This window comes from Priestia sp. SB1, from assembly GCF_038898415.1.
On record NZ_JBBJSS010000002.1, the window covers coordinates 698,778 to 710,289 of the forward strand.

Consider the following 11,512-nt stretch of genomic DNA (forward strand, 5'->3'; position numbering starts at 1 on the left):
TTTTTTTTGAGTATACTCGCTTATAAAAAAACGTGGAGATATTCTAAAAATAAAAAAAGACCACCTTTAGTTAATAAAAGTGGTCTTACATTTTATGAAATTTTCAAATGTAACAATTAAGCTGACTGAACATCATAATCTTTTAACTTTTTACCATTAATGTCTCGCCATACACTAGGACCGCTGGTTCTAGTACGGGCAACAAAGTTCCCTGCTGCAGACACTGTATCAAAAAGATAATCTTCTACAAACACGTAACAGTCTTCTTTTTCCTCAATTACACCAGATGCCAAGAGATCGTAAAATTTATCTTCGTGAGTTTTTTTCAAATTTTCAGGGAAATTTGTTGTTGTAAAATCGCCCATAACTGAACCTTTACACACTAAGAAACTCTTTCCATCCATTTTCTTTCCAATGCCTTTTGAGTCATTATTAGAAAGATAGAAAGTAATGTCGGCTAACGGTTTACTTTCAGGAAGTACTGCCGTTTGAACTGCAGTTCTTTCTGCTTCATTTGAAGTATATGTATTTACAGCTACTTCTTCTTCAACAACAATATTGGCAGGAACATCTTGTTCCTCTTTATTCGTATGTCCTTCGCCTAAAAGCGGGAAATCTAAAGAACCTAATAAATATCTAATGTCCTCGAAAATTCTATTCAGTTCATTTATATGGAATTGGTCTATCTCCTGGAATGACGGAATAGTTTGGTTTAAATTATAAACGTTCGCTTCCATCGCGATAAGGTAAGCCATATTTTCCAAGTTTTGAGCATCCATCTTATTTAAATCGTTTGATGAATTTTTCCCAACAATGGCTACTGCAACTTCCCAAAACTCTTTACCGCTTGGACTAGCGTGTTGTTTTAGCCTGTCATAAACTTTTGCTGCTTCTCCAATATAAGCTTCTCTTCCGTTTCCGAACAAGAAGTATATAGCCGGTCTTTTAAGCTCTTCTTCGTCTTTTAGCTGATGCAATAACGGTCTAGGTATAAAGACTGCCTGAATGTTAGAATTACGCATCTCGACAATTTTAATACCATTCGGATTGTTGTCATCATAAAAACAAGTATGTACTCTTCTACCGCTATTTTCTTTTAACATTTCAATTTCCTCCGTATTCACCTTTTTGTAAGCATTATGATAATACCATAAAAAATGAAGAATATGGTTAGAGAACACAAAAAAACCACCCCTTTATAATTAAGGAGTGGCGCAATTTATACTTTAAATCATTTCATTAAGGCTAATGAATCATTCATTTGATCTTCATTAGCTAACACAAACTGACTACCTACAACTTCCGCACCACGATACGTGTACTTTGTATTTTGTAAGAAATCAAATGCAAATTCTTTAATAGGTGTACTTGAACTATAATGTTCATCGATTGCTGTTGATTTGAAAATGTTTGTTAACATATACTCGTCGTTATGAATATCTTTCAAATAATTATTTGTTTTATATTCATTAACAATAGAGTCTTCAAATTCTTTTAACTCTTGATCAGTTAAACTATATTCCATAGCCAACTTACTCACTTCGTCAAACTTCTCAGTTTCTGATTTGTCAGAACCGGCAATATCTTTCACTTGAACTTTCCAATCATTTAAGTCCACCGTACCATCTTTTGAAGTCTCAGTGTTACTGTCTTCGCTTAGTAAGCCTAATTCACTTTTTAAAACAACTTTTTTATCTTTGTTTGAAAAATATATGTAAGCCAAACCAAAATTATCGTCTGAGTAAGACCACATAGTTCGGCCCTTACTTTGAACAACATTATCCTCAGTTACTTCTCCAAGGTCTTTTTTAATTTGATCTTGTGTAGCACCCATTTGCACATTTTCGTATTGCTCTTTTGTAATGTTCGCTTGTTCTTCTTCTGTTTCTTCTGGTTCTTCAGTATCTGCAGAAACTTCCTCACTAGCTTTATCATCACTATCAGAAGAATCGGCAAAATTTATCATAACAGCTCCAATGAGCGTAACTACTATAGCTGACGCCGTAATTACCCTTCCTTTTTTTCTGGTTTTTGGAATTGCTAATGTAACAAGACCTACAAGTATTGCAAGTCCCCCAAGCAATATCAGAATGACCGCTAAATATTCCATTACTTTCTCTCCTTTTATGTTTTTCGCTAATTAAAAAAACTAACCTTTTGATTATACACCTCCCAATAAAGGATTAGGGTGTTTAATCAAAATTTGTAATTATATTATTTCTTACTTTTAAAAAGTCACTACCTATTAGAAAGTAGTGACTTTTACAGTTTTATTTCTTTTGAGACATAAAAATCATATTTTTGACAATTACATCTTTATAACAAATACTATAAGTTAACTCTTCTGTAGTCGCATTGTGTTCAGAATCTACAAAAAAATCTCCTTTAAGGTTAATATTGGTGTTTAAAAAATCCGTAAAGCGTTTTTCATATTCCTCTACAAGCACCTCTGCTATCCTTTGTGTGGCAATGCCATATTGAGTTGAGTTCTTAAGCAACTTATACTCTATTGCACGCATAATTTCAGACTTCTCGCCTAATTCTATTGTGAATTTCATAAATTCCTTAACCTTAATAACTTGTTCATACGTACCTAACCCTATAAAACTACGGTCTGCTACTTTATATAAAATTCGTGCAGCCTCCTTTAGTTTTTTAAGGTCAAGACCACTTGCATATTCTTCTGCTATTTCTTTTACTGAACCTATTATCATAGGATAACCCTCCGTTATATATAATTTTCCTTATCATACACGGGTCTTCAGTTTTGTCACTAAATATATGGATTTTTATCTTATGCCCTTCCTTCATCGCGATTAATTTCCACATAAATATGATCTCTAGAAGCAGAGTTAATAATTTTGTATCCATAGGTTTCTATTTTCTGGACTACAAAGTTCCTTTCATACTTATTAGGAATGTAGAAGGACCATACAACTTCCTTGAACTCCTCAATCTGTTTATACAAAAAAGGTAACGACAGGTGGTTATATTTTACTGTAGTTAGTTAAGTTTATGAAAACTTACTACATTTGCATAAAAACTAATAAGTTAGCGTATTTTTTCATAAATATTATGTATCATTCATCTCGTTACGTTTTATTTAGTTTTTATTCATAGTATTTCATTTGAAATATGAAACAATAGTATTTAATGTGAAATTAAAAGACTGCATATAAATATATGCAGTCTTTTTTTTATCTACTTAAAGTTAAACATTCTTTGCTGTTGTTGCTTTCATTATCTTTTAAAGCATCTGTAGTATAATACACAGATAATTTGTTTGGTTCTGCTGCAATAGTAAAGTGTGCAACACTCTTTCCGCTTTTTGAACCTTTAAACAAGTACACTTTGTTTACCTCATCCGTGCGAATATGTTCTAGATTACTAAAGCCATTTGTTTCTAGAAGAGTTTTTATAGATTCCTTCTCTTTGTTATTTTGCATTACTCTAATTACTTCCTTAATGTTTCGAAGAAATTTTTCGTTAGTACTATGATCCCGAACAGCAAACCACTCGTCCGCTTTTTTTAATAGCAAGTCTTTAATATGAGAAACTTCAAAATCTGTTTTATACTCAAGTTTCCAAACATTATTGCTAGGCGTCCAAACATTTAAATAGGTTCCATCCTTTGCATCTACAAAAAGCGTGTAGGTTTCAGAATGTAGTTCATTAAGCTTATACCTCATAAATAGAATGTTATTAAACCTTTGCACTTCCCCTGTGGTAAATACGTTAATTACTTCTCTGTTATCCTTCATTTTCTTTCACTCCTAATACAAATTCATTCAGATTATAAACGTGAAAAGTCCATCATTATAAAAATTTTTAAAATAGAGAGGTTGAACTATCAACAAAGAAAAAAAGCCTCTTCCTAAATAGGAAAAGAGACTTTTTAGGTTTATGCTTTATCGTTTGAAAGTTTAAGCAATGTTGAGAAAGAATAAATAACTTTATTTTTATCCTTAAACTCAAGTGTTTCTTCTTCCAAAAACTCGTAGCCGCTTGTTTCAACTAAATTATTAAATTCACTTATACCAAGGGAAACAAGTTCATTAAAGTTAGCTGCTTTTTGTTCAACAATTTTGACCATTTCTTCTCTAAATGAACGCGTTTTGGCATCTACAATTTCTACACAAGTTTCTTTTAATACGTTTATAAAAATTAATTCAAATCCAAATTTATATAACTCAAGAAGGACTTGGCTATAGTTATCTGCATCAAAAATAAATTTCTTCGGTTCATATGTGTACGATGATGTTTCTGTAGGTACATTAGCATTCAATTTAGATTCGTAAATTGTTACTTCTTTATTACCCATTGAGACACAGATGTGCTTTCTTACGCTATTCATTGTCGCCTGGAAATAAACGTTACCTGCATTGTTGTGCATAAAATTTAAATGAGAGCAGCCAATGTGTTTTAATACTTTTTCTGCTTGCTCTATACAAAATACATAACCCAAATGTTCACGAACATCATTGAACATTTTTTGGATGCACATATCGCCTGTATTAACTGCTTCTTTAAATTCTGTTGCGTTAACAAGATGTGTCTTAAGTTCTTGATAATAAAGATGATCCACAGGGCTCCAATGCCATTGTGTATGACTTTGCGAATAAAAATTAACTCCGTTTCCAGTGTTCTTATTTAAATAATAGGTAAATTGCATATCTGGTTTATCTTTAAACGTATAGGATACATATACAAGCTCCTCATATTTAAATACATTACCTAAATCTAAATTGTTAATTCCCTTTTTCTCTGCTACTTGGTTCATATGTGACACTCCTTAAAACTTTATTTTGCTTAGTTTACATCGTAATTTTTTTTTAGGTAGAAATAATAAGAAAAGTAAGAAGTGCTTTATTTAGAAGCATATTTTCTTAATCATTCACCAATAGTGATATATAAAAATTGTTACGAGTATTTTTAAGAAATATTGATAAATTAACCAGAAACCTATGTTTTATGATAAAAAAACCGTTCTACAGAAGAAAAAAAGTATTAAGTTCATAGAAATACTAATAAATTTAATTTATTAATTTTATTCTGCGTAGCTCTTTGTATAAGTTCTTAAACAAAGAAAAAAGAACCTGAGTCAGGTTCTTTTTCTAAAATATATTTCTACATATTAATGACTTATGGTTGGATTTTAATAATCTCTAAATTATCCAATAGAAGTTTATATGGATCATTTATTTCACCCAACTTTATTGTTATAGGGGGGTTAGAAGAGCATTTGTCTTCTTCCCCATCACCGCACGTAAACATTTCAATTTGTTGGCTTTTAGATAGCTTAGATACAGCTTCTTTTAAATAATTGAATAGAATTTCCACACATTTCTTTTCATCTTCATTACGTGTTTCTTTTCCTTTTAACGGTATTTTGTTTGCATAAGCTATTGCTTCAAATTCATTTGTTAAGCACTTACTATAAGAAAACTTCTTTGTTGCTTTACTTTTGGGGTTATGTTCAAAGTATAAGTGAGTAAAATCAAGTTCTGTAGCCTGTGCCGGCAAAGTTGAATTTGAGCCGAAATTATTTTTAGGTAACTCTTTTGGAGATGAAATCATTATATATTGATTCATTACTAGTTCCTTTCTAAAACAAAGCTAGTGTTTACACAATAGTGATAACACTAGCTTTGTTCGGTAATAATATGTAATGTAATTGCTTTTTCTTAAACTGAGTTAAATCTATTATCAAGGTACTGGTTTAACTCTGTGAGAAAAGCTCTGCACATTGTGTCTTTATATACTCTTCCTTTATATGTATACTATGTTTAGTATTAAAATAATTATAGGAGAGTTCTAGATGGCTGAAAACAAGAAAATAAAAGATAAATTTTCTACTGACTTTTTAAGTGGTCAGAGCAAATTTAAACACCATACAGAAGTTATGGAAAGAATTGAATCGCTCAGTGTATCTACTTTAGATGCCATAATCCTTAGAATAAGACACTGCTCTATTGCTTTGCAATTTTTGGATCCATATAACTTTATAAATTACTCAAAAGAAGAAGACGAATTTATTAGTAATGATATTAAAGAGCAAGAAACGCTTTATCAGACGCAAATGAATGAGATTTTGCACTTGCTAGAAATAGACGATATGGAAGAAAGAAACCATCACTTCTCTATAATTAAATACAGTATGTCAGACAAACCCTTTCATATCCTCTACGAAATCATAGAAAACTCTATGCTTTATCATAAAAACTGAACATATAACGGTTGTGTTTGGTGCTTAGTTTTTTATAAATACTTTAATTCTTGCTTACTGTACGTGCTACCATTCCAAGAAAAAATTAATTCTTCAACACCCAATAAAGCGGTACTAGGTTTATCCCTTTGATTATTAATCCATTCTTTAATGTTAGGTATTACAGTATTAGAGAATTGAGCTGCCGCTTCTATGGTTAACTTACTTTTTGAAATGTGGTACAGAGATAAGAGAAACTCTTTTTCTCGATCATAGCTTATTGAAATAAGAACTGGTTTTGTAAGTGTAAGTTTCGTTGAACACCTGCTGTCTGTGTCATATTCCCTGCTTAAACCGAACACTATCGACATTCCTTCGACATCTTTAAAATAATCTTTGATGACCTTTTTGGAAGCTAAATAAGTTTCGTTTTCATTTAGTCCCCTATAGTATGTAATTCTCATATGAACCTCTCGCACCCTTTATGTATAATGTAATATTGTTAATTACTTAAGTGAGTTCTGGCATCGTTTTCATTTGTTATATACTCTATATTTTTAAAGCCTTTAGCAATCGCTTGATTATATAGAACCTCTAATAAGTGAGGATTTTTACAGTAGATTGTTACAACAGTACAATCAGCTATTAGTAAAACCAATTGGCAATTACTCTGTAAGAAGTCTGCATACGTGCTTGCTACGTCAATAGTGGGTGTAGAATAAGCTTTCAAGTCACTAAATATAATGTAATATTCGTTTCCTTCTAACCTCTCCCAAAAGGGCTTGTTTTCTATAGTTGTATTGTTTGGAAACAGAAGTGTATCGCTTAATCTATCACCTTGTACAGTATATATTTCTTGTTCCTCTATTGACCAAAATAGTTCAAGTGCGCTTAATGGTTCTAATATGTCCGATAAATAGTTTCCATAAGTATTTGGGATTTCAAATGTGATTCCACGTTTCATCCTTAATTCTTTCCTCTCAGTACTTTAGCTAAGTGAATCTTAAAAATAAGCTATCCTTATTATGCCTTAATTACATACTTTTGTCCTTTTCAAGAAGTTCAATAATTCTATCCAATTTCTCCTCGAGTTTTGCTGAATTTACGTTTCTTGTAGAGGTATTGTTAATCATCCTCCTTACAAATACGAAAAAGGAAAAAACAAACAGAATGATAAGGATAAAAACTACGCATATAAGTACTATTGAGAGTGCATTATATAGATCCATTTTAACTCCTCCGCTTTCTATATTTAATACAACTATTCATTTATACAACCATTTAGTTCAGCAATAAAGAATTATATTCTAGAAAGATAATTGAATATCCTTTAAATTCCATATAGGTTTAATAACGTAAAAAGAACAAAGCATATTCCTGCTCTGTTCTTTTCTTATTTATACTTTGACTTATATTAACTTTAAATTACCAAGGGAATTATATCCTTGTAAGTTTCAATTGCATTCTCCCAACGCTCAAGTTCCTCTGCCGGGCACCATCCACCGTACACTTGCTCTAAAAAATCCTCTAAACTAGGAACGAATTTAAAATCTTGTTTTTCTGCTACGTTTATCTTTAGTTTGCTCTTAGCATATCTGTATAGTTCTATTAACGAGCCTTCAAAAGCCATTGCCATAGTAAAGATATCTATAGCTTCCTCTATTTCTCCTAATTCTACTGCAGCGGCCGCTAGACAAATAGACTGATCAAAATAATGTTTATACTCTTCATTTAAGTCAATTGTTGAAAAATACTTTTCTAAAGCTTTCCTTTTTAACTGAAAAATCATTAGGTTATTCTTTTTGGTGCGCCCTATATATTTAAAACCCACTGCTCTAAAGCTAAACCCAGGATTAACGGAATTTACTTTGCTGTCGTCTACATAGGTGATAATACCATCTTTAAGGTTATCTACTCCTACGTGTAGAAAGCTTGCAAGACAGGCATAAGAAATTAGGTAGCTTGATAAATGTAAGGACTCATTGCGAAAGATAGTGCATTCGCAAGCATCCAGACCATCTCTCCTGAACTTTCCGTACCAAGTTGCCCATACAGCATCTCCTTCAGCGGTTCTAAGAACTAAATTCTTTCCTGGTCTTGTGAATCTTGCTGCGCCTATTGTTTGTCTTGAATAGTGACGATCAGCAAGCTTCCTTCCGGCCTCATCACAATTATGCGTTTGTATCCAAGGACCAAATACTTCTTTATCTTCAAAATTAAATAAAAGCTGTGTATCTTCTTTAAAAGCTAAGGTGCTCATTAGAATTACCTCTCCTTATTTGTTTTTTATGGTCACATTGTAGTCTGTTTTTTTCTACTTTTTATAAAAAGAAAAACAAAATAAGAGGTAGCAATGCTTGAAAAGATAATTAAATTGAGTAGCATTATTTTTTAGTTCCGCTGTTAATACTTTATCCATTAGCTTTAGAAGTGCGGTAATACTATTAATAGGTTGAACTCCATATTTTATTTTAGGAGATGTTTTAAATGAATGTGCAACAAATTTTAGTTATTCTTGCTCCTGTTTTCTTTGTAATCTTTTTAGGTTATATGGCGGGTAGGTTCAAGAAGATTAGCGCAGAAAATGCCAAAGGCTTAACTACATTCGTAACGAAATTTGCATTACCGGCTTTCTTATTTGTAGGAATTATGTCTACATCTAGATCTAAAGTTATTGAGAATATGCCTTTCTTCTTAACTATTGTAAGCGGATTATTAGGATTCTACATAGTTGTTATGTTGGTTAGTAAGTTTGTATTTAAAACTCCTCTAACAAGAGCTTCAATTTACGGATTAAACTCTACTCAACCTTCATTCGCATTTGTTGGTATTCCGGTTTTAGGTGGTATATTCGGAACAGACGCCGCTACTATTCCTATTGCTATTACTGGGGTTGTAGTTAACGCTATGCTTATTCCATTAGCTTCAATCTTTGCCACTATAGGACAAAATCAAGATAAAGATAGAAGCTTGATTAAAGTGTTTTTCTCATCTTTATTAAAAGGATTATCTTCTCCGCTAGCTTGGGTACCTTTATTAGCATTGGCATTAACAATGTTAAACTCCCCTACGTACCCTCTATTCCACAAAATGTTAGAAATGGTTGGTGAAACAACTTCTGGTGTTGCTTTATTCGCTATTGGTGCGACAGTAGGTATTAGAAAAATTAATTTAAGCGGTAAAGCAATAGGACTAGCTGGTTTAAAAATGATTGCACTACCTTTATTTGCGTTCTTTGTAGCTCAATTGTTTAACTTATCTTCTGATGATATAGTAAAAGCTGTTTTAATTGTTTGCTTCCCTTGTTCTTCGGTAGCGGCTATGGTAGCTTCCGAGTTTAAAGAACTTGAAAGCGAAACTTCTTCAGCGTTTGTACTTAGCACAATTTCTTCTTTAATAACGGTACCAATTATTATTAGTCTTTTAATGTAACGTTGTTCTAAATAGATTACTTAGGATGGAGAATAGGTGAATTAAATTCATTTATTTCTCCATTTTTTTGTCTTTCAACTAGAATTAAATAAATGTTAATAGAAGGAGCTAGTATAAATGAGCAAAAAAGAAGTGTTAACACCTTATCAGTATGGAGAAAAAGCTTGTAGAGAGAATAAAGCATTTCTTTCGTTTATGGATAAACAGTTTGAAAAGAACCATATAGACGGTAAAAACTTGGAGGAAATGAGAGTCTCAGACGCAGAGTGGTGCAAAGGTTTTCAAGATGAATCAGCTAGGATAGGAAGAACTATGGAAGATTCCAACAAAGCTAAGAATAAACTAATGACACCATACGAATATGGAGAGAAGTCGGGCAGAGGAAAAAAAATCCCCTCTTCCAATTTGGATAAAGAGTTCTTTGATAACTATTTGAGTGGCAAAGATAAGGAAACGGTTGAATCTTTAGAAGCGCAATGGATCGATGGTTATATGGATGGGTTTATTGCTAAAGTTTTGAGATCTGGAAGTATGTTTTAGTAAAATATTTAAATTTGTCTGTTTAAAATGAGTTGTAATATTAAGAGTAATCAACGATAAAGATCAAAAGAGACCTGAGTAGTGAATTACAGGTCTTTTTTACATTTAATTAATTCCATTTATTTCTCCTTTTCTATTTATATTGACTAAAATATATAAAATCGTATTTAAAAGGAGCTACTAATTATGAACAAGAATAAAATGTTAACACCTTACCAATATGGTCAGAGAGCTTTTAGAGAAATGAAACCGCTTGTATCTCATCTTGATCAAAATTTCTTCGATAACTATTTAAACGGAAAAAATGAGTTTCAATTCGTTATGTTGGATGCAGAATGGACGCAAGGATATATGGATGAGTCAAATAAAGTTAAGACATTAAATGCACGTATGGAATTATATAAAAGCAAGGTATTAACACCGTTTGAATATGGAGAGAAAGCTTGCAGAAACAAAATACTGTCATCTCCTTATTTAGATATCGAGTTTTGTAATACTCATCTATCTGGTGGAAAAGGTGATCAAGAAATTTACAACCTAGAAAACCAATGGTACAAGGGATATGAAAATGAGCTAGATAAACAAAAAGCGGAGTTAGCAAAACTACAATTTAAGTTACAACAAGATCGATTAGCTGCTTTAGATAAAATTAAGCAAGCGTATCACTTGTTACAAAGCCGTTAAATCTTATATTACTTAACAAAATAAATACAAAAAAAGACCTGAATAATTACAATTCAGGTCTTTTTACATTAAATATAGATGCCCGCTGCTTATTTCACTCTATTCAGTAAGAATCCACCTTTAAATCTTCTAGGTTCATAAGAGATAATAAATGCTTTTGGTTCGTAATGTTCTACCGTAGCAATCAATTCATTTTCACGGTTTCTTTTTGTTAGAACTTCCATTCTAAATCGATTACTATCTCTTCCCTCTCCTGTATAAACAGTAACTCCAAATCCATTATTTCTTAACATATTGATAAGCTCTGTATTTTTTTGTTGCGTATTTACAGTTACATTTATATATCCAATAGCAAGTTTGTTTTCTAGCATTGTACCTAGAATAATTCCTATTCCAAATCCTACTGCATAGACAACCATTTGAACGAGACTTTGCTCGCCGCTAAATACAATAGATAAACCAAATACGTATATTAACATCTCAGCCACACCAAGGATGGCCGCCAGCGCCGTCACGTTTTTTACAAGGAATATGGTACGCAGTGTATAGATAGGAACATATAACAGCTGCAACACAAGGATTAACAAAATATCTTTCATACGTAGCACCTTCTAATTAGAATTTAATATAGCATAGATTAATTAACAAATA

At 31.9% G+C, this 11,512-nt stretch carries 15 protein-coding genes; 4 read left to right on the forward strand and 11 right to left on the reverse strand.

Features of this window, described 5'->3' with window-relative positions:
- Positions 1 to 116 precede the first annotated feature (116 nt).
- The 6 genes from WKH56_RS09235 to WKH56_RS09260 all read right to left on the reverse strand — a co-directional run bounded on the left by WKH56_RS09235 (position 117) and on the right by WKH56_RS09260 (position 5,592).
- A complete protein-coding gene (locus tag WKH56_RS09235) occupies positions 117 to 1,103 on the reverse strand; it encodes a GIY-YIG nuclease family protein (protein ID WP_342835401.1) in 987 nt (328 codons plus the stop codon).
- A gap of 128 nt (positions 1,104 to 1,231) precedes the next feature.
- Positions 1,232 to 2,110 carry a hypothetical protein gene (locus WKH56_RS09240; RefSeq protein ID WP_342835402.1) on the reverse strand — a complete coding sequence of 293 codons (879 nt, stop codon included), beginning with the start codon at positions 2,108 to 2,110 and terminating at the stop codon, positions 1,232 to 1,234.
- A 160-nt stretch (positions 2,111 to 2,270) separates the two neighbouring features.
- Complete coding sequence (locus WKH56_RS09245) at positions 2,271 to 2,714, reverse strand: hypothetical protein (RefSeq protein ID WP_342835403.1); 444 nt, start codon at positions 2,712 to 2,714, stop codon at positions 2,271 to 2,273.
- Between the two features lie 483 nt (positions 2,715 to 3,197).
- Positions 3,198 to 3,761 carry a hypothetical protein gene (locus tag WKH56_RS09250; RefSeq protein ID WP_342835404.1) on the reverse strand — a complete coding sequence of 188 codons (564 nt, stop codon included), beginning with the start codon at positions 3,759 to 3,761 and terminating at the stop codon, positions 3,198 to 3,200.
- A gap of 140 nt (positions 3,762 to 3,901) precedes the next feature.
- Entirely contained in the window at positions 3,902 to 4,780 is an 879-nt protein-coding gene (locus tag WKH56_RS09255; RefSeq protein ID WP_342835405.1) for a hypothetical protein, read from the reverse strand.
- A gap of 362 nt (positions 4,781 to 5,142) precedes the next feature.
- Positions 5,143 to 5,592 carry a hypothetical protein gene (locus WKH56_RS09260; RefSeq protein ID WP_342835406.1) on the reverse strand — a complete coding sequence of 150 codons (450 nt, stop codon included), beginning with the start codon at positions 5,590 to 5,592 and terminating at the stop codon, positions 5,143 to 5,145.
- Positions 5,593 to 5,818: 226 nt separating this feature from the next.
- On the opposite strand from WKH56_RS09260, the gene WKH56_RS09265 reads away from it, so the two are divergent.
- A complete protein-coding gene (locus tag WKH56_RS09265; protein ID WP_342835407.1) occupies positions 5,819 to 6,226 on the forward strand; it encodes a hypothetical protein in 408 nt (135 codons plus the stop codon).
- Positions 6,227 to 6,258: 32 nt separating this feature from the next.
- Here WKH56_RS09265 and WKH56_RS09270 read toward each other — a convergent pair whose 3' ends face one another.
- The 4 genes from WKH56_RS09270 to WKH56_RS09285 form a co-directional block, all read right to left on the reverse strand.
- Complete coding sequence (locus WKH56_RS09270) at positions 6,259 to 6,669, reverse strand: hypothetical protein (protein WP_342835408.1); 411 nt, start codon at positions 6,667 to 6,669, stop codon at positions 6,259 to 6,261.
- Between the two features lie 38 nt (positions 6,670 to 6,707).
- Positions 6,708 to 7,169 (reverse strand): DUF2691 family protein, encoded by a 462-nt coding sequence (locus WKH56_RS09275; RefSeq protein WP_342835409.1) that lies wholly within the window; start codon positions 7,167 to 7,169, stop codon positions 6,708 to 6,710.
- 70 nt (positions 7,170 to 7,239) lie between these two features.
- Entirely contained in the window at positions 7,240 to 7,434 is a 195-nt protein-coding gene (locus tag WKH56_RS09280; RefSeq protein WP_342835410.1) for a DUF4083 family protein, read from the reverse strand.
- Positions 7,435 to 7,625: 191 nt separating this feature from the next.
- Positions 7,626 to 8,465, reverse strand: a complete 840-nt coding sequence (locus WKH56_RS09285) for a hypothetical protein (RefSeq protein WP_342835411.1) — start codon at positions 8,463 to 8,465, stop codon at positions 7,626 to 7,628.
- Positions 8,466 to 8,692: 227 nt separating this feature from the next.
- Between WKH56_RS09285 and WKH56_RS09290 the strand changes: the two genes are divergently transcribed.
- The 3 genes from WKH56_RS09290 to WKH56_RS09300 all read left to right on the forward strand — a co-directional run bounded on the left by WKH56_RS09290 (position 8,693) and on the right by WKH56_RS09300 (position 10,861).
- Positions 8,693 to 9,637: an AEC family transporter gene (locus WKH56_RS09290; protein ID WP_342835412.1), complete on the forward strand. Its 945-nt coding sequence runs from the start codon at positions 8,693 to 8,695 to the stop codon at positions 9,635 to 9,637.
- Between the two features lie 117 nt (positions 9,638 to 9,754).
- Positions 9,755 to 10,177, forward strand: coding sequence for a hypothetical protein (locus WKH56_RS09295; RefSeq protein WP_342835413.1), 423 nt, complete (start codon positions 9,755 to 9,757; stop codon positions 10,175 to 10,177).
- A gap of 186 nt (positions 10,178 to 10,363) precedes the next feature.
- A complete protein-coding gene (locus tag WKH56_RS09300) occupies positions 10,364 to 10,861 on the forward strand; it encodes a hypothetical protein (protein ID WP_342835414.1) in 498 nt (165 codons plus the stop codon).
- An 89-nt stretch (positions 10,862 to 10,950) separates the two neighbouring features.
- Here WKH56_RS09300 and WKH56_RS09305 read toward each other — a convergent pair whose 3' ends face one another.
- Positions 10,951 to 11,460 carry a DUF2179 domain-containing protein gene (locus WKH56_RS09305; protein ID WP_342835415.1) on the reverse strand — a complete coding sequence of 170 codons (510 nt, stop codon included), beginning with the start codon at positions 11,458 to 11,460 and terminating at the stop codon, positions 10,951 to 10,953.
- Positions 11,461 to 11,512: the final 52 nt, after the last annotated feature.

What these genes read in the sequence shown, in the direction of transcription:
- WKH56_RS09235 (WP_342835401.1), bottom strand. Translation starts at nt 1,103, where the DNA reads ATGTTAAAAGAAAATAGCGGTAGAAGAGTACATACTTGTTTTTATGAT.
- WKH56_RS09240 (WP_342835402.1), bottom strand. Translation starts at nt 2,110, where the DNA reads ATGGAATATTTAGCGGTCATTCTGATATTGCTTGGGGGACTTGCAATA.
- WKH56_RS09245 (WP_342835403.1), bottom strand. Translation starts at nt 2,714, where the DNA reads ATGATAATAGGTTCAGTAAAAGAAATAGCAGAAGAATATGCAAGTGGT.
- WKH56_RS09250 (WP_342835404.1), bottom strand. Translation starts at nt 3,761, where the DNA reads ATGAAGGATAACAGAGAAGTAATTAACGTATTTACCACAGGGGAAGTG.
- WKH56_RS09255 (WP_342835405.1), bottom strand. Translation starts at nt 4,780, where the DNA reads ATGAACCAAGTAGCAGAGAAAAAGGGAATTAACAATTTAGATTTAGGT.
- WKH56_RS09260 (WP_342835406.1), bottom strand. Translation starts at nt 5,592, where the DNA reads ATGAATCAATATATAATGATTTCATCTCCAAAAGAGTTACCTAAAAAT.
- WKH56_RS09265 (WP_342835407.1), top strand. Translation starts at nt 5,819, where the DNA reads ATGGCTGAAAACAAGAAAATAAAAGATAAATTTTCTACTGACTTTTTA.
- WKH56_RS09270 (WP_342835408.1), bottom strand. Translation starts at nt 6,669, where the DNA reads ATGAGAATTACATACTATAGGGGACTAAATGAAAACGAAACTTATTTA.
- WKH56_RS09275 (WP_342835409.1), bottom strand. Translation starts at nt 7,169, where the DNA reads ATGAAACGTGGAATCACATTTGAAATCCCAAATACTTATGGAAACTAT.
- WKH56_RS09280 (WP_342835410.1), bottom strand. Translation starts at nt 7,434, where the DNA reads ATGGATCTATATAATGCACTCTCAATAGTACTTATATGCGTAGTTTTT.
- WKH56_RS09285 (WP_342835411.1), bottom strand. Translation starts at nt 8,465, where the DNA reads ATGAGCACCTTAGCTTTTAAAGAAGATACACAGCTTTTATTTAATTTT.
- WKH56_RS09290 (WP_342835412.1), top strand. Translation starts at nt 8,693, where the DNA reads ATGAATGTGCAACAAATTTTAGTTATTCTTGCTCCTGTTTTCTTTGTA.
- WKH56_RS09295 (WP_342835413.1), top strand. Translation starts at nt 9,755, where the DNA reads ATGAGCAAAAAAGAAGTGTTAACACCTTATCAGTATGGAGAAAAAGCT.
- WKH56_RS09300 (WP_342835414.1), top strand. Translation starts at nt 10,364, where the DNA reads ATGAACAAGAATAAAATGTTAACACCTTACCAATATGGTCAGAGAGCT.
- WKH56_RS09305 (WP_342835415.1), bottom strand. Translation starts at nt 11,460, where the DNA reads ATGAAAGATATTTTGTTAATCCTTGTGTTGCAGCTGTTATATGTTCCT.